Origin of the sequence: Fluviicola chungangensis, assembly GCF_007558725.1 — a bacterium.
GTDB lineage: Bacteria > Bacteroidota > Bacteroidia > Flavobacteriales_D > Crocinitomicaceae > Fluviicola > Fluviicola chungangensis.
Map to the genome: position 1 here is coordinate 523,060 of NZ_VLPL01000003.1, position 22,719 is coordinate 545,778.

At 39.7% G+C, this 22,719-nt stretch carries 17 protein-coding genes and 3 pseudogenes; 7 read left to right on the forward strand and 13 right to left on the reverse strand.

Going from position 1 to position 22,719, the window contains the following annotated elements:
- The first annotated feature begins 29 nt into the window (after window positions 1-29).
- Window positions 30-2,987 carry a sensor histidine kinase gene (locus FO442_RS08535; protein ID WP_144332740.1) on the forward strand — a complete coding sequence of 986 codons (2,958 nt, stop codon included), beginning with the start codon at window positions 30-32 and terminating at the stop codon, window positions 2,985-2,987.
- Window positions 2,988-3,099: 112 nt separating this feature from the next.
- Window positions 3,100-5,139: a transglutaminase domain-containing protein gene (locus tag FO442_RS08540; RefSeq protein ID WP_144332741.1), complete on the forward strand. Its 2,040-nt coding sequence runs from the start codon at window positions 3,100-3,102 to the stop codon at window positions 5,137-5,139.
- 63 nt (window positions 5,140-5,202) lie between these two features.
- Here FO442_RS08540 and tyrS read toward each other — a convergent pair whose 3' ends face one another.
- Window positions 5,203-6,483, reverse strand: coding sequence for a tyrosine--tRNA ligase (gene tyrS / locus FO442_RS08545; protein WP_144332742.1), 1,281 nt, complete (start codon window positions 6,481-6,483; stop codon window positions 5,203-5,205).
- A gap of 99 nt (window positions 6,484-6,582) precedes the next feature.
- Here tyrS and FO442_RS08550 point away from each other — a divergent pair, with 99 nt between their 5' ends.
- Window positions 6,583-7,260 (forward strand): queuosine precursor transporter, encoded by a 678-nt coding sequence (locus FO442_RS08550; RefSeq protein WP_144332743.1) that lies wholly within the window; start codon window positions 6,583-6,585, stop codon window positions 7,258-7,260.
- Here FO442_RS08550 and FO442_RS08555 read toward each other — a convergent pair.
- Window positions 7,241-8,050: a hypothetical protein gene (locus tag FO442_RS08555; protein WP_144332744.1), complete on the reverse strand. Its 810-nt coding sequence runs from the start codon at window positions 8,048-8,050 to the stop codon at window positions 7,241-7,243. The genes FO442_RS08550 and FO442_RS08555 overlap by 20 nt on opposite strands.
- Before the next feature lie 79 nt (window positions 8,051-8,129).
- The gene (gene gldA, locus FO442_RS08560; RefSeq protein WP_144332745.1) at window positions 8,130-9,032 is read right to left on the reverse strand and encodes a gliding motility-associated ABC transporter ATP-binding subunit GldA; all 903 of its coding nucleotides are present in this window, start codon (window positions 9,030-9,032) and stop codon (window positions 8,130-8,132) included.
- A gap of 123 nt (window positions 9,033-9,155) precedes the next feature.
- Between gldA and rsgA the strand changes: the two genes are divergently transcribed.
- From rsgA to FO442_RS08580, 4 genes are all read left to right on the forward strand, one after another.
- Entirely contained in the window at window positions 9,156-10,118 is a 963-nt protein-coding gene (rsgA, locus tag FO442_RS08565; protein ID WP_144332746.1) for a ribosome small subunit-dependent GTPase A, read from the forward strand.
- A gap of 97 nt (window positions 10,119-10,215) precedes the next feature.
- Complete coding sequence (gene dtd / locus FO442_RS08570; RefSeq protein WP_144332747.1) at window positions 10,216-10,668, forward strand: D-aminoacyl-tRNA deacylase; 453 nt, start codon at window positions 10,216-10,218, stop codon at window positions 10,666-10,668.
- A complete protein-coding gene (locus FO442_RS08575; protein WP_144332748.1) occupies window positions 10,668-10,997 on the forward strand; it encodes a nucleotide pyrophosphohydrolase in 330 nt (109 codons plus the stop codon). Before dtd ends, FO442_RS08575 begins: the two co-directional genes overlap by 1 nt.
- Window positions 10,998-11,069: 72 nt before the next feature.
- Window positions 11,070-12,263: a lipase family protein gene (locus FO442_RS08580; protein WP_144332749.1), complete on the forward strand. Its 1,194-nt coding sequence runs from the start codon at window positions 11,070-11,072 to the stop codon at window positions 12,261-12,263.
- A 14-nt stretch (window positions 12,264-12,277) separates the two neighbouring features.
- On the opposite strand, the gene FO442_RS08585 is transcribed toward FO442_RS08580, so the two are convergent.
- The 10 genes and pseudogenes from FO442_RS08585 to FO442_RS08625 all read right to left on the reverse strand — a co-directional run bounded on the left by FO442_RS08585 (window position 12,278) and on the right by FO442_RS08625 (window position 22,719).
- Window positions 12,278-14,665 (reverse strand): GumC family protein, encoded by a 2,388-nt coding sequence (locus FO442_RS08585; RefSeq protein ID WP_144332750.1) that lies wholly within the window; start codon window positions 14,663-14,665, stop codon window positions 12,278-12,280.
- Entirely contained in the window at window positions 14,666-15,445 is a 780-nt protein-coding gene (locus tag FO442_RS08590) for a polysaccharide biosynthesis/export family protein (protein WP_186279994.1), read from the reverse strand. It lies immediately after the preceding gene.
- 39 nt (window positions 15,446-15,484) lie between these two features.
- The gene (locus FO442_RS08595) at window positions 15,485-16,666 is read right to left on the reverse strand and encodes an MraY family glycosyltransferase (RefSeq protein ID WP_144332752.1); all 1,182 of its coding nucleotides are present in this window, start codon (window positions 16,664-16,666) and stop codon (window positions 15,485-15,487) included.
- A gap of 87 nt (window positions 16,667-16,753) precedes the next feature.
- A pseudogene (wecB, locus tag FO442_RS19045) lies at window positions 16,754-17,844 on the reverse strand (non-hydrolyzing UDP-N-acetylglucosamine 2-epimerase).
- Between the two features lie 13 nt (window positions 17,845-17,857).
- Window positions 17,858-18,586, reverse strand: coding sequence for a WecB/TagA/CpsF family glycosyltransferase (locus FO442_RS08605; protein ID WP_144332753.1), 729 nt, complete (start codon window positions 18,584-18,586; stop codon window positions 17,858-17,860).
- A gap of 55 nt (window positions 18,587-18,641) precedes the next feature.
- Window positions 18,642-18,800: pseudogene (locus tag FO442_RS19050) on the reverse strand (LbetaH domain-containing protein); the annotation flags it as partial.
- A gap of 126 nt (window positions 18,801-18,926) precedes the next feature.
- A pseudogene (locus FO442_RS19055) lies at window positions 18,927-19,139 on the reverse strand (hypothetical protein); the annotation flags it as partial.
- A gap of 1 nt (window position 19,140) precedes the next feature.
- Entirely contained in the window at window positions 19,141-20,310 is a 1,170-nt protein-coding gene (locus FO442_RS08615; protein WP_144332754.1) for a glycosyltransferase, read from the reverse strand.
- Window positions 20,285-21,562, reverse strand: coding sequence for an O-antigen ligase family protein (locus tag FO442_RS08620; protein ID WP_144332755.1), 1,278 nt, complete (start codon window positions 21,560-21,562; stop codon window positions 20,285-20,287). Before FO442_RS08620 ends, FO442_RS08615 begins: the two co-directional genes overlap by 26 nt.
- A complete protein-coding gene (locus tag FO442_RS08625; RefSeq protein WP_144332756.1) occupies window positions 21,562-22,719 on the reverse strand; it encodes a glycosyltransferase family protein in 1,158 nt (385 codons plus the stop codon). The genes FO442_RS08620 and FO442_RS08625 overlap by 1 nt, the downstream gene beginning before the upstream one ends.

Genomic DNA, 22,719 nt, shown 5'->3' on the forward strand with positions numbered 1-22,719 from the left:
AACTGGAAGTGGAATTATTTTTGAAGCAGATGAACTCCTTAAAAACACCTCATTTTTTTAAGAAGAACTTTTTCTTATTTAACAGGATATGTCTCCTGGTTTTCATGCTGCTTGCATTTGACCATGATTTGATTGCTCAAAACAAACGATGGGAACCATCCTACATGAATATTTCCGTAAATGATGGCTTACCAAGCTCTGAAACTTATTATGTTCACCAGGATAGAAGCGGATTTATCTGGTTCTGCACGGACCACGGAGTGGTAAGATATGATGGTTTCAGATTGCATGTTTACAATAAATCAAGCGGTCTCCCCGACGAGGTTGTTTTTAAGATCCAGGAAGATTACAAGGGACGTTTGTGGTTCTACTTGTATAATGGAAAGATAGCCTATTACGATCCTCAAAAAAAGAAAATCCTTCCATACAAATACAATCATTTGCTTGTTAAAATGAATCATGGTGATTTTAATCACCGGAAATCGTTTGCAGTTGATAAGGATGATAATGTATATTATTCAGGGATCTATCAAACCGGGAGAATAGATAAAAACGGACGGTTTTTTATCTACAGACCAATAGAAGTGAGGGAATTAATCGAAGTAGGAGCTAGCTGGCTTGTAAACTGTACACATGGACCAAGTACGGGGTTGAAAGAACTCTGTATTATTCCGGAGAAGGGAAAAAAGATTCATTATAAGAATGAGCAAGGAATTGTACAATTTGACATGTTTCGAATCGGTCAAAACCGATTTATTTGCATAGATAATATGGTATTTCGAACCGATGACTCATCGAATAAAGTACTTTTTAACGGGTATACCGGTATGTATAATGTTGGAGGAGAATTTTGGATTACGACGCTGACCGGTGCTTACCGCTTTAAAAATCCCGGAAAAACAGATTTTACCAAACCAGATGGAATTTACTTGAAAGATCAGAAAGTAACCGGAGTAATAAAAGATTCTGAGGGTGGGTATTGGTTTTCTACTTTGGATAAAGGGATTTATTATACTTCTTGTTTGGATATTGTCAATTGGGATCCGGAAGAAACGGAAAATTACGGGGTTATTCATGATATTAACGGGATCGGAAACCAAGTCTATTATTCATCTGCATTCGGCTATTTCAACCTGAAAACCGGTGAAGAATTGTTGAAGACAAGCGGGTCAAAAAATACAATCGGAGTCTGGAAAGATAAACTGGTTATCTCCAATAACATCCCGTATTTTTTATCAAATTCCCTCACCAAAAGGGATTGGGGGTACGAAATATGTCAATTTCAGGCCTGGTCCAATGACCGGGAAGGAAATTTCTATACGGCTTATGTGATGCCTTTAAAATTCCAGCGGGAAAAAGAGTTCCAGGAAGAATTATTGACGCGAACGCAGGTTTACAATGCAAAAAAATATGCGGCACATCACTTTAAATCCCTTGCAGTAGATGAAAATGGGGAATTGTATGCAGGAACCTTGATCGGGTTGTTCCGAATAAAAAAAGGAAATGTCAAAAGATGCAGGCTTCCGGGAGACCTGGATCGGGTAAGGATAACCGATTTGAAATTTCATCCAAAATGGGGTTTGGTTGCGGCAACCCGGGGAAAAGGGATTATTCTCCTTAAAAATGAGAAATTCGTCGGGAAAATAGGAGTCGAAGACGGTCTGCTTTCAAATCAGTTGAATGCGATCTATATCGATAAGAAAGGAGCTATTTATGTAGCGTCAAATGAAGGGATTTCTAAGATTGTCCAACTTCCTAATCACCAAATCCGGATCTTTAACCTGACCGAATTGAATGGACTTGCTTCATCTGAGATAAGTGCTATTTATTGTAACAAGAATGGTGTGTATGTTGGGACAAGAAAAGGAATAACCCTCATTCCGTCTTCATACAATTGGACGAAGAACTCGCACGAAAAACAGATCGATATCCAAACAGTTTTTACGAACGGAAAAAAGGTTGAACACTTCAAAAGCGGAATAGAATTTAATTCATCTCATAAAATCATCCGTTTCCTGTTGAAAACAACTAATTACAAATCACAGCACAGACAACCATACAGATATCGCTTCCGGAAAACGGATCCCTGGTCCATCGGATTTAACGGAGAATTAATCATGATTAACCCGGCTTTTGAAGCCTATGATTTGGAGATAGAATATCAGAATGAATATGGTAGTTGGAGTAAACCATATATATTGACACGATTTTCTGTACTTCCCCCGTTTTATTTCACGTGGTGGTTTACAATTTTGATCGTTCTCATTGTTCTGGTGATTAGTTTCCTGGTTTTCAGGTATCGTTTAAAGGTGATACGACGTCAGGATGAGATTCAGCGAAACATGGAAATCCTTGAGCAGAAGGCCCTTTTGGCACAAATGAATCCGCATTTTATCTTCAATGCGCTGAATTCTATTCAAAGCTTCCTGTTGTATAATGAAAATGAATTGGCAGAGCGCTATTTATTGAAACTTTCAAAACTGATTCGCTTAACCTTAACGAATTCAAGGGAAACAGAGATTTCCATTCAGAAGGAAATTGAGTCCCTGGAAATGTATTTGGGATTGGAACAAATGCGTTTCAAAAACAGGTTTGATTTCAGGCTGGAAATTTCCTTGTCGAAGGAGGAATTGAATAAGTTTGTTCCGCCCATGCTGATTCAGCCCTTTGCGGAAAATGCCATTATCCACGGATTTAAAGGATTGGAACAGGGCGGAATGATCAACCTGAATTTCAAAAAGGTCGAAAATAACCGCCTGATTGTAGAGATTATTGACAATGGGGTGGGCTACGCTAAAAATAAGGCGGATGCTCAGAAACCGGATCATAAATCCTACGCGACAAAAATCACATCCGAACGATTGAAGCTGTTTAAAGAAAGGTATCAGGCTGAATTTGATTTTTCCATTGAAAGCCTGGAAGATGCTGATGGAAACCTGCGAGGTACTCAAGTGCTGATCTCCATTCCGATCTTTAGCAGAGATTAACGGAATCAATTCCTCATTCAGTTGATTCTTCCATGTGATTTCTATTGATTTAACAAGTTAGTTGAGAAAAAGATATACCTTTGTTCCGAAGAAAAAAATCAATCCATTGAAAATGAAACTTTACTGCCTGATCATCACTTTTTTGGCGTGGAATATATTGTCTGCTCAAGAAAAAATCGAATTCCTGAAAGTTCCTAAGGAAGCCCAGAAAACAACCAAATCATTAAGCGCTTATCTGACTAAAAACCTAACGGATGACAGTACAAAGGCTGCACATATTTACCAATGGGTAACCCATAATATTTCGTATGATTACAAGGCAATTGAAAATGGGAAACCCCTGGAATACAAATCTGCAGGTGCTGTTTTGAAAGCCAAAAACACGGTTTGCCAAGGATACAGTGCATTGGTGGTTGAATTATTGAAAAACGCGGGAATTGATGCAACAACCGTGGAAGGATATACCGCTCAGTTTCTATCGGATTCCATTCCTTTGATCGCCAATTCGGATCATGAATGGGTTGCTTTTAAAGTGAATCGTAGATGGTATTTGTGTGACCCAACCTGGGATGCAGGTTATATCGGCCGTATTCCAAAATACAAGGAAGATCTGTTGAAAAAGGAAAAGCTTGCCCTGAAACGAGCGCAAAAACTGGCAAAACTTAAAGAAAAGCGCAAAAAAGTAAAGCAATTTAAATGGGATAAAAAAGACAAAAAGAAAGCTGAAAAGACTGAGAAAAAGCGCGGATCGTATAAATCGGAGATTGGTTTTGTCCGCTATCCCACGTTAGAGAATTTTATGGTGGACCCGGATCTTTTCGTGCAGTCTCATTTGCCGTCACAACCTGAATTCCAGTTGAGAGAACACCCGGTTTCAATGGCGGATTTTACCCGGAGAACCAAAGATTGGGATTCGATCCTAAAAAAAGGAACCGGAAAACCAGTGGATTTTGACACCTATGTTTCGGAATACTGTGCAATGAACCTGAATGATAAATGGATCAAAGTTGCGAAAGACGGACTGAAGTTTAACCCTGCCAATTACACTGCCATGGCGGTGCATCATTTTAATTACCTGGGACTGCACCTGAATGACAAGTTCAGAAAATCATTTGAAATAATTGAAAAAGACCAGCTGCACGAAAATTTCCCAGATTTGAGAGATATTAATGACAGCGTAGCACTTTACAGTAAAGCTGCAAAAAAGATCAATAAATCAGCTTATTCCATTAGTAAGCGGATCATTTCGAATGAAACCAAGATCTTCAAAACGACGGACAAAACGGCCAACAGTATGGTCAAAAAAGTGCTTTCCGAGCAGAAGAAAAACGTGACGCAATTGGGAAAGGAAAAATCCCGGATCTCGAAGGAACTGAACACCATTCAAGAGAAGAAGGGAAAGTTAATGCTGGAATCAAGGAACTATTCTACTCCGGTTAACTTTGATTCGACCCTGGTACCGCCAACATTTGGCAAATGGAAAGACAGCTTGTTTTATTCCATTCTGCGTATCGACAGTTTGCGCAAGAACTGGGATGCATTGGCCCACCAGGACAAAACATATGAGGATCGTTTTAAATCGTTGAAAGTTGCTTATGAAATGAGTTATACCAACTTGCACATCCTGAATTCAGCACCGATTTATTACAGCGATTCGATTATTTTATACGACGGGCAAATTGCGGACGGATTGACCCGTTTGTACCGCTTTCACAAAGAAACGTATGATTCGCTAATGTATCCGCCTGAGATCAATAAGGAATACAAAGTGCTGGAAAAACTCATTAAACGCGGACTTAGCGGATTGAAAGCGTATTCAAAGAAAAATCCGAATTACAAGTACGTGGAAATGAATAAGTACCTCAATTCATTAAATTACCAGACCCTGTTGCTGATGGAATCCGATTTGCGGACGTTTATTTCCGATCGTGCTGAGTTGGTACGTTTGGAAGATTATTACGAAGGTCATTATCATACAATTCAGAAAAACCTGGAAAAGGAAAAAGAGTTTAAAGAGAAAAATGCCGAACACAACTTTGAAGTACTGGAAAAGAACAAGAAGCGCACGGATGAAATGTTCGATAAGATTTTGAAATCTACCGAGAAGACGGAAGATTTTTTCCAAAAAACATTCGGAAGCAGACCCAGATAAAGATGATAAACGAATTGTGGGCGCGCGATTAATCGCGTGCCCACAATTTTGTTTGAAAGATTTTTATTCAACAATTACGATGTAATTATTCTTTTTCCCTTTGCCTAACAGAATGAATTTTTCATTGATCAGATCACTCGGACCAACCAAAGTTCCTTCACCGACCTTATCCTTGTTCAGGGAAATGGCATTGGCTTTCAATTCGCGTTTAGCTTCACCGTTTGAAGCTAAGAATCCCGTCCTTGCTGATAATAGGTCAACAATACTAATTCCTTCCGTTAATTCCGAACGCTTAATTGTTGCCATTGGAACCCCGTCGAAAATACTTAAAAAAGTATCATTTGACAGTTTTTTCAAATCTTCCGAGGTCGATTTCCCGAACAGGATATTCGAAGCTGCAATGGCCATTTCCAAAGCCTCTTTTCCGTGAACGCGAATGGTTACTTCTTCTGCAATTGCTTTTTGCAATATACGCAGGTGCGGAGCTTCACCATGTTCCTTTTCAATCGCTTCGATTTCTTCTTTTGTTTTCAAAGTATAGAAACGGATCAATTTGGCGGCATCTTCATCGGAGGCATTTAACCAAAATTGGTAGAATGCATACGGGCTTGTTTTTTCAGGATCCAGCCACACTGTTCCCGATTCTGTTTTCCCGAACTTTCCACCATCAGCTTTGGTCAATAACGGACATGTAAAAGCATAGGCTTCTCCACCGGCAATTTTGCGAACCAATTCTGTCCCAGTAGTAATATTTCCCCATTGGTCTGATCCTCCGAATTGCACTTTCACATTATTTGTCCGGTATAAATGCAGGAAATCGTACCCCTGAATTAACTGGTATGAGAATTCTGTAAAAGAAATTCCTGTTTCGATGCGTTTTTTCACCGAATCCTTCGCACTCATGTAATTCACAGTGATGTGTTTTCCTACGTCACGAATAAACTCCAGGAATGAAAAATGACGCATCCAGTCGTAATTGTTGACCAATTCCGCTTTGTTTTCACCTGTTTCAAAATCCAGGAATTGGCGCAATTGGTTTTCAACACATTCAATGTTGTGATTCAGAGTTTTCTCATCCAGTAAATTGCGTTCTGCAGATTTCCCGGAAGGGTCTCCCACCATTCCGGTGGCTCCGCCAACCAATGCATATGGTTTGTGCCCTGCCAGCTGGAAATGTTTCAATAACATGATCGGAAGTAAATTTCCTACATGCAGGGAGTCGGAAGTCGGATCAAAGCCCACATAACCGGATGTCATTTCCTTAAGCAGTTGTTCTTCCAAACCGGGCATGATATCCTGTACCATTCCTCTCCATCTTAATTCTTCAATGACATTCTTTTTCATGTGTTCTAATTTATTGCGCAAAAATAGGGATTATTCCGCTTTTTGGATCGAAGTTTCATGGAAGGCCGTTCAGCGTGCGAAAATATAGTATCTTCGACCATGCTTCGAACACGAAAAGAACTAGCGTTTATGGTGATGGCGGGGATTTTTATTACCAGCGCCATTGTTGCTGAATTGATCTCTGCCAAATTGGTATATATGGGGCCTTATTTGGCTCCGATGATTGCCGGGATTGTTCCCTGGCCCATTGTTTTTTTACTCACGGATGTCATGAATGAGTATTTCGGAAAACAGGCCATTCGCAGGTTGAGCTGGATTACAACCTGCTTGATTGCTTTTTGTTTTTTGATAGTTTTCATTGCGGTACATCTTCCAACCGCGGAAGGCTCCTGGCTATCCGATCAGGAATTTGCCAAAGCATTCGGCGGATCGTTGTGGATCATGGTCGGAAGCATTACAGCCTTCCTTGTTTCTCAATTACTGGATGTTCAGCTTTTTCATTTTTTCAGCAAGCTGACCAAAGGAAAGATGATTTGGCTTCGAAGTACCGGATCAACGGTTGTTTCTCAATTAGTAGATTCGTTTATCGTTGCAATCATTGGTTTGTACCTTTCGGGGGCTTATCCTTTGAAACTGGTGCTTGTTTTGGCAATTACCGGCTATTTGACCAAATTAGTGATTGCAGTTTGCCTCACGCCTTTGATCTATGTGATGCATTACCTGGCAAAACGAATTTTGGGAGAGAGGGGAGAACATATTATTCCCGGTGAAGTTTGAGGATTAACCGGCTTTCATTTATTTCAAGAATGTCATAAACTTTATTGCCGTATTTTTCTAAAAATATCAGTTGTTTATTGGAAAGGTCCAGCGAATAGTTGTACCTGTTAGATATATCGTAAAACATGCGGTCTTTTATATCCGGTGAAACAAAAAACCGGGCGGTGCAAGTTAAAACGGATTCTATTCGTTCGAACGTATAGAAATATCGATCATAGAGATTCTTATCGATTTGAGATCTTGTAAGCACAATAGTGTCTTGCTGCGACTTATCGAAGAATTTATAGGGAGACGGCTCGGATTTCCAGACTCCTAAAATCTTTGTGCTCAATTGAAGGCTGTCTGGTTTCATAGAAAAAACGAGGGTTTCCGTATGTGAGATATCCGGGAAAATCTCCTTTTCCGGGTAAGTGGTCAGTATCAGTTCGAAAGGAGTCAGTTTGTATTCGTAATAGGCAAAAGGAACCTTCTTTTTCTTTTCTTTCGCAGTGCGATACAGGAATATTTGCCCTGTATGATCCGGACCGGAATTCATCCGGTATTCAAAAAGAGTTCTTTTCGCTCGTTGGTTCTCAGAGGAATCCATACCAATTTCAAGCTGATCGGTTTTAAAAAGTATGTAATTGTAAGCAGGAATACAGGAGTTAATCTTACTGCTGTCGTTCCAGGCAAACGAGCTGATCTGCGCAGCATTTAAATACCATTTTGTATGATAGAGGGATGGAACTTCCTGTGCAACCAATCTTGTTGCAGGAATTAATACAAGAAAGAGGAGGAGTAGTAATCGCATAAAATGGAATGAGGGTCGACGTTGTTTTTAGTTCCGGTTAAAAATTTAATTGGTTATGACAGACTTTGAATGTACCGTTTTATTTCGTCAACGATTTAAAGACTTCTTCCAGTGATTTTTCCTCTGTTCTCAGAGTCAGAACGAGTAGGTTGTTTTTCTGAGCGAATTGCGCCACTGTTTTACGCAGATCATCCAACGATTGGCTTTCGATGAGGTATTTGGAGTCGGAAACGCGTTCGATTTTGGAAACACCCGGAATTTTTTGAAGTAAATTTTTCGACACAATTCCGTCGAATTCTGCATAAACAACTTGTGTATCTGTTTCAACCTGTAAGTTGGAAGCCAGGTTGTCCGCAACCAGTTTTCCTTGCCGGATAATAACCACCCGATCACAAATGGCTTCTACCTCCTGTAAGATATGTGTAGAAAGCATGACGGTTTTCTCTTTCCCGATGCGGCGGATCAATTCGCGGATTTCTACCAATTGGTTCGGATCCAGACCGGAAGTCGGTTCATCCAAAATCAATACATCTGGGTTGTGAATAATTGCCTGGGCAAGTCCTACACGCTGACGGTAACCTTTAGAGAGCATCCCGATCTTTTTGTTTTGCTCTATTTCCAGTCCAACCAGTTGGATCATTTCTTTCACGCGTTCTTTCAGGTTTTTCACCTTGTAGATCTTCCCTACAAATTCCAGGTATTCTTTTACATACATGTCCAGGTACAAGGGATTATTTTCAGGAAGATAACCGATGCGTTTTCTCGTTTCAATGGAATCTACCGAAACAGGGATTCCACAGACCTTGATCTCTCCTTGCGTAGCAGGAATAAAACCGGTAATCATTTTCATTGTTGTCGATTTACCTGCTCCGTTTGGTCCCAGGAAGCCGATGATCTCACCTTTTCCAACGGAAAAAGTAATGTCGTTTACCGCTGCTTGTTCGCCGTAATATTTGGAAAGGTTTTTTACTTCAATCGACATACTAAAAACTTTGACTGCGAAGATAACGATTGGGAATGGAATAACGTTGGTTCTCTTAAAAATCTCACTGCAAAGAGCAAGAATTCAGGATGATTTTCCGAATCCTTTCGGTAATTTTGTTCTATGAGTGATAATCTTCGCGGTAAGGTCTTAAAGTCAACAGGAAAGTGGTACCAGGTATTAATGCCGGATGGAAACGTCGTGGAATGTCGGGTGCGCGGAAGATTGAAACTGCAAGGCCTGAAAACGACCAATCCCATTGCTGTCGGAGATCGTGTGATTCTGGATCCAAAATCGGACGAGGAAGGAAAACGGGTGATTGTGGATTATGAACTTCGTGAAAATTACATTGTCAGAAAAAGCACGAACCTAAGCAAGCAAATGCACATTCTGGCAGCAAATGTGGATCGTGCTTACCTGATGGTAACGCTGAAATACCCTGAGACCCACTTTGTTTTCATCGACCGTTTCCTAGTTGCTGCGGAGTCATTTCGCATTCCTACCACATTGATTTTTAATAAAGTGGATCTGCTGGATGACGAGGGGTTACTGGATTTGAAAGCAATTATGTTTATGTATGAATCGGTTGGTTATCCATGCCATGCGATTTCTGCAACCAATCAAAAAGATATTGAGTTCCTGAGAGAAGAGATCAGAGATCAGCAGGTCATGATTGCCGGGCATTCCGGAACGGGCAAAAGTACATTGGTCAATGCGCTGGACCCGAATTTGGATTTACGGGTCGGAGAAATTTCGTCTGCTCATCACCAGGGGCAGCACACCACGACTTTTGCTGAAATGCATCCTTTGCAATCCGGCGGATTTATCATTGATACACCTGGAATCCGGGCTTTTGGAATTGTTGACCTGGATAAAGAAGTGATTTCCCATTACTTCCCTGAAATGCGGGAACTGATAGGAAAATGCAAGTTTCACAATTGCCAGCATTTAAACGAACCGGCTTGTGCAGTGAAGGAAGCGGTTAAAAAGGGTGAGATCTATGAAACCAGGTATTTTACCTATTTGCAGCTGATGACCGGTGACGATGAAGATGTTCACCGCAGAAATAAACGTGTTTTAGAGTAATTACTTCGTAATATCGGAAAATTGGAATATCGGTATATACCGATATTCCAATTTAGCTATTTAGAGATTTTGCGAACAATATTTATATTTGACAGATATGCGACTAATCATTCAGCGGGTCTCCCATGCAAGTGTAACTGTAGAAGATAAAATTATCGGGCAAATTGGCCCCGGATTGCTCGTTCTCCTTGGAATTGAACACGCCGATTCGGAAGAGGATATTGATTGGTTGATTCCAAAGATCAGCCACATGCGGATTTTTTCCGATAAAGCTGGGAAGATGAATTGTTCCCTGCAAGATATCGAGGGCGATTTGCTTGTTGTAAGTCAATTTACACTTCATGCATCTACCAAAAAGGGAAACAGGCCAAGTTTTATCGCTGCCGCAAGACCTGAACAGGCCATTCCGCTGTATGAGTCATTTATTCGCAAAGCTGAAATGCTTTTGGGGAAACCCGTACAGTCCGGATCCTTTGGAGCAGATATGAAAGTAACATTGCTGAATGACGGGCCGGTTACCATACTCATCGATTCAAAAAACAAGGAATAATGGAGATTTCAGAAGCGCAAAAGAAAGTGGACCAATGGATCAAAGAGGTTGGAGTACGTTATTTTAATGAGCTGACAAATATGGCCATGCTTACGGAGGAGGTGGGAGAAGTTGCCCGGATCATTGCCCGCAGATATGGGGAACAAAGTGAAAAGGAGAGTGATAAGGACAAGGATTTGGGAGATGAATTGGCCGATGTGCTTTTTGTATTAATCTGTTTAGCGAATCAAACCGGCGTGAATTTGGAGGAAGCTTTGGAAAAGAACTTGGCCAAAAAAACGGGAAGAGATGCCGCACGTCATAAGGAAAATAAGAAACTGCGTGATTAATTCGTTACCCGAAACCTGTAACAATAGAATCATTTTTGCTTTATCCGGGTAGAACCAAGTACTCAACATTTCATGAATAAATTATTGACCGTTCTCATTACTTTGCTGTGTATGGATTCCTATGCACAACATTCATCCGGATTTGATGCCAAAGAAGCGCGCGACCTTATTCAAATTTGCAATTCATTTACCTATTTGGACCTGGAAGGTTCCGATGAGGCCATTCTTCCGAAGGAGTATGTTCGGATTTATTCTTCTCCGGCTTACGGAATGGACAACCTGTTCCAGGTGTATGTCAATCAATCCAAAACAAAAGCGGTATTGAATTTCAGGGGTTCAACGGATAAAAAATCAAGTTGGTTGGAGAATATGTATTCTTCCCTGGTTCCTGCAAAGGATACCATTTTTAAAGGTGAAACGACTTTTTCCTATACCTGTGCAGAAGATCCGGACGCAGCGGTTCATGCGGGATATATTTTGGGCCTGTCTTACTGTGCGGATGATATTTTGAAACAAATTCAAAACCTGAATAAACAAGGAATTTATACGATTTATATCACCGGGCATTCGCAAGGGGGAGCTTTGGCTCAGATGGCAAGATCCTGGCTGCATTTTCTGCCGAAATCCACATTGAGCAGCCGAAACAGCTTCAAAGTTTATGCTTTTGCCAATCCGATGATTGGGAATAAAGTTTTTGCGATGGAATATCAACGGCGTTTTGCTGATCCCGGATACAGTTTCCTGCTTCACAACCCGGAAGATATAGTGCCGAAGATGCCGGTTTCATTCAACGATTCTACCTTTTGGAAGAGTAATTTGCAAACCATGCTTTTTGATCGTGAAAATTTCCATTTTAAAGAAAGCATGAAAGAGGGTATGCTGAATATGTTCGGTGCAAAACTGAATAAGTTCAACAATGGGGTCTCAAACAATGTGCACGAGCAATTGGTGAAATTACTAGGCGATTTTCGGATGCCGGCAGCTAAAAATGAAGCGAATTTTATGCATACGTCCAAAGCAATTCTCTTGCCACCAACGCAATACCCGCTGGAATTAAAAGATTCGAGTATTTTACAGAATGATTCTTTAATGAAAGTATATAAACGCGGGGCAGATGGGATGTTTGAGGATAAAAGCGTATATAAACGAGATAAGGCGATTTTGCAGCATAAACCCTACAATTATTACACAGCCTTGCTGAAAGTCTATTTCATCCAGGAATACGACCGACTGGAGAACAAATATTTTATCCTGCCCAAAAAATGATCAAAACACTAAGTTCATTGCCCGATCCCCAATAAACGTTTCCACCAGGGTCTTTTTTCCACATCCTCTCCGTAGCCATACGAATAAGAATAAGAATAACTTCCTACTTTATTCTTGACGGCATTCATCATAATATACAGGTTCTTTAATTTTCCTTGGTTTTTAAGTTCCAGGATATGGTTTTGATAACGCTTGTTAATCATGCCGGAGCGGATAATGTAAAGTGAGATATCTGTCAGTCTGTTGGTAGTGACAGCGTCAATTACCAGGCCTACAGGAGCATTATCCAGAATAATATAATCAAATTCTTTGCGCAGATCTCCCATTAATTCGTCTAACCGGTGGCTCATGAGCAGCTCACTTGGGTTCGGGGGAATATCACCGGCTTGGATAACGTTGAATGAATGCCCATTCGATTCTGCAACGCTGATGATGTCCTTTGCTTTCAGATCTTGATTCACCAAATAATTTGACAGGCCGGGCATGTTTTTAAGTTCCAGGATTTCTTTGATCCGTGGTTTTCTGAGATCAAGACCCATTAACAACACTTTTTTCCCGGTTGCTGCGAACATAAATGCCAGGTTGACTGATGTTGAAGACTTACCTTCACCACTCAAACTTGATGTGATGCCAATGACTCTACATTCGTCTTTCCCGGAAGGGATGACAAACGAAAGGTTGGTCCGCAAAACTCTGAAGGATTCTGCGATATTGGATTGTGGATAGTTCCACGCCAGCAACTTGTCCTTGTCCTTCACTTCCGGGATATCGCCAACAACAGTTAGTCCGGAATGATCCAAATCAGTGCGGGAAACTATCTTATTGTTCAGCAAGGTCCGTAGGTAAATCACTCCAATCGGAATTAAAATCCCAAACATCAACGCAATCAGGTAAATCAATGTTTTCTTTGGTGAAACCGGGATGCCGGTGCTGTATGCTTCGTCAATAACCCGTGAGTTGGCAACGGTTGCGGCTAGTGAAATCTCGTTCTGCTCGCGTTTCTGCAAAAGAAAAAGGTATAAACTTTCTTTAATTTGCTGCTGGCGGAAGATATCCCGGTATTCTCTTTCGAATTGGGGAATAGATGAAATTTTGGATTGATACAATTGTTCTTCGCTTTTCAACTTCTTCAATTCCATTTTTGACGAGTTGCGCATGTTGCGCAGACTATTCTCCAGGGAGGTGCGTAAACTGGACAATTGAGATTCGATACTGGCAACTTTCGGATGCTTACCTCCATTGGTCTCACGCAAACGGTTGCGCTCCAATACCAGGGTGTTGTACTGATTGGTCATTTCCCCGATCGAAGGATCTTTGAAACCTAAGTTTGCAGGCAAGAGTTGCTCGTATCCGTTTTGCTGGGAAACCACTTCATTCATAAAGTCAGCCAACTCCATTTCAATACTTGCATCGACTACTTTTTTCTCAATATCCCCCTCTTTTTCGAGGTAAGATACCGCATCTGTGGTGACATCTACCAAGTGGTGTTTGGATTTGTAATCTTCCCCTTTCTTTTCGACGTCAGTCAGTTCAGCTGCAATAAATTTCATCCGGTCATTGATGAAGGCGGTAGTGTTTTTTACGACCTCATTTTTGTTGTTTATGGCATTTTCCTGGTGAACGGCTATGATCTTGTTCAAAATGGCGTTGTTTTTGCCAACATTATGCCCTTTTACTTTTAGTACCAGGATATTTGCATCCTTGCTGGCCGGCTCAACCGACAGGTTTTTGCGAATTTCTGTCGCGACTTCGGAAACGGGTGAAACATTGATCAGAATTCGTTTTCCAATCCAGGGAGATTTAAATTCATTGGTTTTTTCCAGAATTATATTTCCAATGGATAATTGAAGAACGGCTCCGTATTTATACATGTTTCCTACCAATTCATTTCCCGAAGTAATGGTGTATTCGTTAGCCGAAGTCAAGGTGATTTCAAATTCATAATGCTTATCGTAGTATAAACTGTCGGCTTCCACGGAACGGACCCGGATCGGATTTGAGTCATATAATTCTGAGCGCACTAACCCTGTTGTGGTCCCAACAATTTGATACTTCCAGTGCAGTTGCAATTCACGTACAACATGCTCCATGAGTGAGCGTGACTGGTATAGTTCTATTTCATCTTCAAGTACGCCACCTCCACTTGCTAACCCCAAGTCTTTAAGCATTCCAAGCTCCTCTGAAGCCATACCCGACTTACTTTCCTGTTCTATCAAAACAGTTGCAGTACTTTCATAGCTGGGAGTTTGATACCGGGCATACACCCAGCCCAAAACCAATAATAAGATGACCGAACTAAGGACCCATCTCCAATGGATGAGGTATTTATCTAGCAGATCCCTTAGAGATATTGCGCTTTCTTCGTTTTCACGGACTTTGTATATTGCTTCCTCCTGACGCATTTACTTAGTAATAATTGAAATTGTGGTAATCACCAGGGAAGAGATAGAGATGAAAATTGCCCCGGAAGTTCTCCAGAATGCACCTTCTGACCTGGCAGCAGCATTCGGTTGAACATACACCACGTCGTTTTGCTGAAGGTAATAGGCCGGTGACCGGAAGACGTCTTTCTTGGTAAGATTAATACTATATTCCATTTTAACTCCGCTCGAATCCCGGATTACTTTAATGTTTTCTCGTTTCCCCGACATTTTTAGGTCGCCTGCAAGACCAATTGCTTCAAGCAGGGTGATTCGTTCATTTGGAATCTTAAATGTCCCCGGGGATTTTACATCCCCAAGCACCGTCACTTTGAAATTTAAAATTTGGATATGTACAGTAGGGTTTTTAAGATGCCCCGTTAACATCGTCTTAATTTCCGACTCTACATCCATCCTGTTTTTACCGGCAACGTTCAGTATTCCTAAAATAGGAAGAGAAATCTCTCCCCTGGCATTTACCAGATACCCATAAAGAGCGGGATTTCCAATTGTATATCCTTGGTTTGATGATGAAGCCGTTGGAAGGTTATAAATTCTCGCCGATTCCTGGTCTTCGGCAGTTATAACGATCGATAAAAAGTCATCCACTTTGAATATGGGAGTGAAATTTTGTGCAGAGACCTGCAAACTATCAGTTTCCAAATCCTGAAAGTATACAATTTCTTTTGCTGTTCTGCACGAAACACTTAACAAAGCAAGAATAAAGGCGGAAACGAGGAAGGGAATGCTGATTTTTGGCATCCTTGTAAGATTATAAAAATTCATTACAAATATATGAAATTACTTCGGAAAAAGCCATTTGGAAGCAAGCAGTCGCCTGGTTTGATCATTGGAATCTTTTTGATGTGTAAATTTTTCGCGGTGTTTTTTTATGGTCGACCGGGATATTGTCCTTCTTTTAATAACAACTTGTTTGATTCGGTATAGAAAAAGAAGAGCCAGTGCGCAAAATAGCAGGATGATTGTAAAAGCAACATAGGTATTTGTCAGTTTCAGTAAAACCGAGAAGATCAAAACACAGGCAATATTTACGGAAGCAATGCAGAAACTGGCTTTGCGGTGGGAGATCCTAAACGAATCGATCAAAATATGGTGTAAGTGGTTTCTATCAGCCGAAAAGGGGTTTTTTCCATTCAGTACCCGAATCGTAAATACCCGGGCAGTATCGAATAAAGGAATGATAATAAACGAAACTAAAATGATCGGAACATCGAATGCATTAAAGGGTAATTTGCTTAATGAAGCTATATCGAGGGACAAAAAACGAATCGACATCACGCCCACCATAAAACCGATCAACATGGATCCCGTATCGCCCATAAAGATCTTATTTTTGGCAGAAAGATTAAAAAACAGGAAACCTGTGAGGATGCCAACCATCACGAGTGAAGTGAGCCCAAAAAAGTGTCGTCCTGCAAAGAAAAATACCACTGCAAAGCCCGAAAATGCAACAATGCCGATGGAAGATGCCAAACCATCAATTCCATCGATCAGGTTGAACGCATTGATAATGGCGAGCATAATGAATAAGCCTAAACCGATTCCCAGCCAATGGTCAATGTGATTGATACCAAAAAAACCGTGAAACGAATTAATTTCAAACTTTGGATTCATCAATATGAAAAGCGAAGCAATGGTTTGTCCGGCCACTTTTGTTGACGGGGCAAGTACCACCAGGTCATCTTTCAGGCCCAGGAAAAATAAGATCGTTAATGCCGGATAAAAGCTCGTTGCAACCCCATAGGTATCGAAAGTATGATTGAAATACAGGGAAATTATCAGCACAATGAAGAAAGCCATTCCTCCAAGACTTGGCGTAGCGGATGAATGTGAACTGCGTTCATTGGGATTATCCATTAATTTTTTAAACCGAACAATTCGAATAATATTAGGCACCAAATAGGCCGTTGCTGCTATGGAAAGCACCAGCGAAGCTATTGCGTGAATAATTGGATAATTCATGAGGCGAAAGGTAAAATGATTTTCATGCGTAATCTATTTTTTTAACATAATATCTGTTAAAACTGTTTTTTATTAAAGAGCAAATTATTAATTGGTGAGTTTGATTAAAATTTTAACGATTCTCTCTGCTGTTCTTCCATCCCAAAAAAGGGGAATGGATCCGGTTTTCCAATTCCCAGAAAAACATACTCTAAGCATTTTTTCAATTTCTTTAGGATATGCTCCAATCAGTTTGTTGGTTCCTTCGGTAATCGTTTCAGGCCGCGCGGTCGTATTTCTCAAAGTCATGCACGGAACTTTCATAACAGTAGTTTCTTCCGGAACACCTCCTGAATCTGTGATTACTAGTTTTGCATGCTGAACTAAATAATTGAATTTCAAGTATCCCATCGGATCAATCAGATGCAAACGCGGATGTGCTATTCCCAATAATTCGATCATTCTGGCTGTTCGTGGATGAACCGGAAAAACAATAGGGGCATTTTCCGAACCATTGATGATTTGATCAATTAAGGCTTTAAGCTTTGTTTCTCCATCCACATTGCTCGGTCGATGAAGTGTTAAAACAATATATTCCTTGTCGATCAGATTAAGTTGATTCCACAATTCCGGTTTTCTAAAACGGGGCATTTGTTTAAGTAATGTATCAATCATCGTGTTTCCCACAAAATATATCTTTTCTTCATCAATCCCAGCCTTCCTAAGATTTTTGTTCGCAACTCCAGAAGTGGTAAAAAATAATCTGTAATGGCATCTGTTACCAATCGATTAATTTCTTCCGGCATTGTCCGATCATTGGATCGAATTCCTCCTTCAACATGTGCGACTTTGATTTGCAACTTTTGTGCCACGATCGCACATGCCATTGTGGAAGTCACGTCTCCAACGACCAGCACCAGATCTGTCGGGTTAGTTTCCAGGTACTTCTCAAAACGAACCATTATAGCGGCTGTTTGTTCTGCCTGTGTTCCTCCACCTGCATCAAGGTTTACATCTGGCTGTGGAATTTCCAATTCGGTGAAAAATTGCCCCGACATTTTTTCATCGTAATGTTGACCTGTGTGTACCAAACTATAGTGTAATGAACTTCCTTCAGCTTGCGCCTTGTGCAATGCATGAATAATCGGTGCAATCTTCATGAAGTTAGGCCGAGCTCCGGCAATAAGAGTAATGTGCATTTTAACTTATGTATTAAGGTTGACCGGTTATTTTAGTTTTCAATACGACCCATATAAATTTTGGCATGGATACCAGATTGCGTTGGGCAAGCCGTTTCGGTTCCTTAACAAATCGAATCAGCCATTCCAAACCGATCTTGATCCAAAATGGATGGGGCCGTTTTACGGTCCCGGCATAAAAGTCAAAAACGGCACCAATAGAAGAGATCACGCTGGCATTCAATTTGTCTTTGTGTTCAAATACCCATTTCTCTTGTTTTGGAGCGGTCATTCCGATAAAAAGAAAATCAGGCTCAAAAGCATTTACTTTTTCAATCATTGTTTTATTCTCGTCATCCGAAAAGATAGTTTTATAAGGAGGGCTAAACGACTGAACACTCAAATTGGGATAATCCTGCTTCAGGCGTTCTGTGATTTTATCCAACGTATTTTGTGACGCACCTAAATAAAATACCTTTTTTCCTTCTGCATTTGCTTTCTCCAAACAAAACTGATGGAGGTCAGCACCGGCAATCTTACGGATTTGTTTCGCCTTAAGAAAACGCGCGGCAAGTACTATTCCTATTCCATCAGGCAATAAGATGTCTGATGATTTCAGGGCAGAACGAAATACTTCATCCTTTTCAGCTACGCAATAGGAATGCGGATTAATTGTATTAATCAGTACTTTTCCCGATAATGGATAGTTATCAAGTATTCCATCAAAAACACTATAACCCAGTAAATTCAATTTCTCACTCATTCTTTTTCCCTGATTGTTGTAAAATCAAACAATGCCTCTCTAATTCTTCCGGTGTATTAAATCGGTTCGCGATTTTTCTTGCCGGGTTTCCGCCATAAATACTGTACGCTTCGACATCTTTTGTTACTACAGAACCGGCCGCGATAATTGATCCCTGATGAATGGTGACTCCTTGCATAATGGTTGAACCGTAACCAACCCAAACATCATCTTCAATTGTGGTCGTCAACCCGAGACCTTTCCAGTTATAATCCTTATCTCTTATCGCGCTTGCAAGTCTGATCGGTGTTCCGGGTTGTTGATAATGATGGTCATACTTTCCGACAAGCGCAACATGATTTCCCATGATCACATGATTTCCAATTACCGCATCATTTTCAATTTGAGAAAAACGTCCAATGTAAAAATCATTACCTATTGAAATATTGTTTTTAGCCCATAATTGTACCGATCTTCCGGCATGAAAGTTCTTTCCTATTTGGAACCTACGCCATTTCCAATGCTTTAAATAAACATTTCGAATCAATTTTACAAAAAAAACAATCCACTTCATTTTATTTTAGTTTCCAATGTGACAGAATATCCTGTTTGAGATTTACGACTGCATATTTTTCCATTTCAGATGAGCGTTCAGTCAAGTTCTGCTCAGGTAATGAGAGTGCAGCTATCATCGCTTCTGAAAATGATTTTGGGTTTCGATCATTGATAATGAAACCATTTTTATTTTCAATAATCAATTCATCGGCACTACTAAAGTCTGTGCATACAATTGGTTTTCCGGATGAAATTGCTTCAACGAGTGATGTGGACCAACCCTCTACAAAAGAACCCATTACAAATATATCTGCGGCATTTAGATAATGCGATAATGTCGGGTGGTCAATTCTTCCGGTAAATATAACCTTCTCTGTTAAAGCATTACTGCTTACATATTCTTCGATTCTATTCCTGTCTTCTCCATCACCGGCAAAAATAAATTTTGAATCGGGAAACTTTTCCAGGAATAGTGTAAAACTCTCAAGTAAAAGTTCCCAACCTTTTAGTTTGCTCAATCTTCCTGAAGTAACAATTATTTTTGTTTCGGTACTAAAACCTAATTGCTTGCGAACTGATAGTTTTTCTCTTGGTTGAAATATCTCGGTATTCACTCTAGTGGGAAATTGTATCACTCTTTCAGTAGTTAACTTACCATGGCCTCTGGCCAAAAACGCTTTAATCGCTTTGGTATCAGCTGAAGCAAATATTACATCAGATCTCATTAAGGCATTGAAAAAGAATAAATCAAAAATGCGTGCAAAATATTTACCGTACCAATAGCGCGAAATGGCCATTGGATTTTCAACACCTGGAATCCGTGTACACAAATTAGTAATCTGAATTTTAGACAATGCAAAAAGTACTTCGGGAGTCTGTATAAATACATTATGGAAGTTTCTGTCAAAGATTTTTCTGCGATATTTCCTTACCGCCAAATAAGCCTTAAGTCGTCCGGGAATCCATGATTTTTTATGGTTAAATGTGATTTGTCTAACTGAAAAAAAATCAAAAGTTGTACCATCAATCTCTTTTTTAGTCCACATCCCAACAGGAGTGTCGTCCGACATTCCAACCAGAGCGAGTTCATTACCAAATGCAGTAACCATCTGTTTTGCAAATGCTAAATATCCTCCAATCGGGTAGTCTTTATAATTACAAATCTCAATAAACAGGATTTTCGGCTTCATAGAGATGTTGTTTATCGTTTATATTCAGGATAACTACCATAGCTAAACTGGCGAAAATTATTTCTCCCCACAACGGAGTTCCATGGGAAGTTACGTAAAAGCCTAAAAACATTACAAAGGAAACAAGGAGCATCTTGTTAAAAATAAATGGAATTTTTTTGGTTCTTCGACTCGCTTGTATTTTTTTATTTAAACTATTTAGGAACAAGAAATATAAAATTAAACCTATCAAACCGCTTGATTCAAGTATTTCAAATGTTCTGTTATGAGACACAATTGCCATTCCGGTTTTTTGGTCGAACAAATCAATTCCCTTCTGGGTTCCATATCCAATTAGTTGCGCACCAACTCCTTCTTCCCGAAGATTATCTATTGCTATATATATAAATGGAAGTCTTGCTTTTGCCAATTCGTCAAAAGAAAGTTCCGTGTTGTCTCTATACACAGCTCCACCGGATAATCTCCAACGAAAAGCCTGATTGTATTCATAGAGCCAGCCCAGACCAATTAATATTATTGCGCTTAATGTAATTCCCAGTATTTTTCGTTTCAGATTTGCTCCATAAAACAAGCTGATGAGCAAAGCTATAGAAAATATCAACCAGCCTGTTCTAGTCCAACTAGTATAGACAAAATAAGTGCCTAATAAAACGGCTGTTAGCCAAATGATCTGATATGATATTTTATGAGAGAAAAACTTATATGTGTTAAATAAAATTATTGTAGCAATTGTATATAATTTAGAAGATGTCGCAATATGATAAAATAATCCCTTCATAGCATTTGCTTCTAAGCCATAACGTTCCAGATCGGTTTCCGGATTTAACCCCTTTAACCCAAATAAAAATGGAACAGAAGAATAGATAATGAACAATGATAACCAAATGGGAATACGCATCAGCTCATTTCGTTTATTACTGTTCCTGTACTTTGTAAATAAATATGCAAGTGTCAGCGGAAAAATTATTGCCTCCAAAAAATCCTGTATTGCCCTTAGATACCCATAAGGCATTTCTGAGAAGATCAGGAATTTGAAAGCGAACAAAAAACCAACCCAAACAAAAGAAGGAAGTTTATATTTAATTAGGGAAAACAAGAGCAGTATCACAACGATGCCTTTCCAAATCTGAGAAATTTTTATTGGACCAATAGAAATGGGTTCAATGAATAATATTATCCATAGCAGTAAGAACCAAAAGATATCCTTTCGCGTAATTCTCAGTTTTGTCTCTATAGCAGTTTGTTCCCTCATTAACGATAATATTTTCGTATAACAAATAGCAGATGAAGAATGTAGTTTACGAATTTCCTTTTGGGAGCTTTTAGATTGAGGTAAAAAGTTTCGTGCTTTTCAGTTACTTTCTTGACGTCAAAGTAATCATCAAACACAGAGGATGAAAATCTTTTAAGCTGAGCTGTTTTGTTTACATCCGAAATAGTTCTTTTGATCTCGTTATAATTTTCAGATTCGATATAGTTCAATAATTTGGTGCGCTCCGAAAAATTATAATGGAATGCTTGGTCAAAATTCGTATCATTGATCAATAGGGGGATAGAAGAATTTTCTATAGGGCTTAAAAGTATTTTTCCTTTTGCTGCAGCTTCCATAAAACTTCTGCCGGTTCCAATTACCGCATCTGCACAATCAATTAAAGCCTTCGCGTTTTTAGTGAATTCGTCGTCTGTGAAGAAGATAACATTCCCGGGAGCTTGTTGCTTCAATTGGTTAAAGCATTCTTCATTTTCCACTGTACCAATAAAAATTGCAGAACAATTTATTCCTTCTTCAGACAATTTCTTAACGAGATTGATTAATTGGACCGCAGTATGAAGGTAATAAGGGCCTATCCTGGAAATACGCAAGAACTTAAATGACTGATCATAGGATCCCAATTGATTCGCTAACAAACTTAATCTTTTTTCGTCGGTACTAAATTTATTGAGCCGATTTGGGATTAAACTTAATTTAGTTCTAGCAAATTTTTTTGAGTTCTTAAAAAAATCAAGATTCTCCTTGCTATATAAAATCAAGTTATCTGCATATGGGAAGAAAATGGGGTTTGATCCTCCACATTTTGTTAGGCAAAAGGGGATTTTGAATTTCAATCCAGTCCTTCGTACCCAGAGAAAAGCGAGGGCATCAAATGCATGCAGCACATCTGGCTTCTCATCAAGAACTATACGGTTCAATTCTCGTTGAGTTTTGAATATCGCTACCTCTTGATGAATGACACACCACTTTTTATGTTGAATATTTTCTAGCGCTTTTGCTTGTTTATCACCTACGCTAATTATTACGATATCATGCTTTTCAGAAAGCCTATTCGTGGTTTCAATCAGACTGTAATAATGTCCTCCTAAACCATTACTTTTTGAATTAATGCAAGAAACTACAAATACAATTTTCAT

Excerpts from the sequence above, each read along its gene's own strand:
- FO442_RS08535 (WP_144332740.1), top strand. The coding sequence starts at position 30 with ATGAACTCCTTAAAAACACCTCATTTTTTTAAGAAGAACTTTTTCTTA.
- FO442_RS08540 (WP_144332741.1), top strand. The coding sequence starts at position 3,100 with ATGAAACTTTACTGCCTGATCATCACTTTTTTGGCGTGGAATATATTG.
- tyrS (WP_144332742.1), bottom strand. The coding sequence starts at position 6,483 with ATGAAAAAGAATGTCATTGAAGAATTAAGATGGAGAGGAATGGTACAG.
- FO442_RS08550 (WP_144332743.1), top strand. The coding sequence starts at position 6,583 with ATGCTTCGAACACGAAAAGAACTAGCGTTTATGGTGATGGCGGGGATT.
- FO442_RS08555 (WP_144332744.1), bottom strand. The coding sequence starts at position 8,050 with ATGCGATTACTACTCCTCCTCTTTCTTGTATTAATTCCTGCAACAAGA.
- gldA (WP_144332745.1), bottom strand. The coding sequence starts at position 9,032 with ATGTCGATTGAAGTAAAAAACCTTTCCAAATATTACGGCGAACAAGCA.
- rsgA (WP_144332746.1), top strand. The coding sequence starts at position 9,156 with ATGAGTGATAATCTTCGCGGTAAGGTCTTAAAGTCAACAGGAAAGTGG.
- dtd (WP_144332747.1), top strand. The coding sequence starts at position 10,216 with ATGCGACTAATCATTCAGCGGGTCTCCCATGCAAGTGTAACTGTAGAA.
- FO442_RS08575 (WP_144332748.1), top strand. The coding sequence starts at position 10,668 with ATGGAGATTTCAGAAGCGCAAAAGAAAGTGGACCAATGGATCAAAGAG.
- FO442_RS08580 (WP_144332749.1), top strand. The coding sequence starts at position 11,070 with ATGAATAAATTATTGACCGTTCTCATTACTTTGCTGTGTATGGATTCC.
- FO442_RS08585 (WP_144332750.1), bottom strand. The coding sequence starts at position 14,665 with ATGCGTCAGGAGGAAGCAATATACAAAGTCCGTGAAAACGAAGAAAGC.
- FO442_RS08590 (WP_186279994.1), bottom strand. The coding sequence starts at position 15,445 with ATGCCAAAAATCAGCATTCCCTTCCTCGTTTCCGCCTTTATTCTTGCT.
- FO442_RS08595 (WP_144332752.1), bottom strand. The coding sequence starts at position 16,666 with ATGAATTATCCAATTATTCACGCAATAGCTTCGCTGGTGCTTTCCATA.
- FO442_RS08605 (WP_144332753.1), bottom strand. The coding sequence starts at position 18,586 with ATGAGTGAGAAATTGAATTTACTGGGTTATAGTGTTTTTGATGGAATA.
- FO442_RS08615 (WP_144332754.1), bottom strand. The coding sequence starts at position 20,310 with ATGAAGCCGAAAATCCTGTTTATTGAGATTTGTAATTATAAAGACTAC.
- FO442_RS08620 (WP_144332755.1), bottom strand. The coding sequence starts at position 21,562 with ATGAGGGAACAAACTGCTATAGAGACAAAACTGAGAATTACGCGAAAG.
- FO442_RS08625 (WP_144332756.1), bottom strand. The coding sequence starts at position 22,719 with ATGAAAATTGTATTTGTAGTTTCTTGCATTAATTCAAAAAGTAATGGT.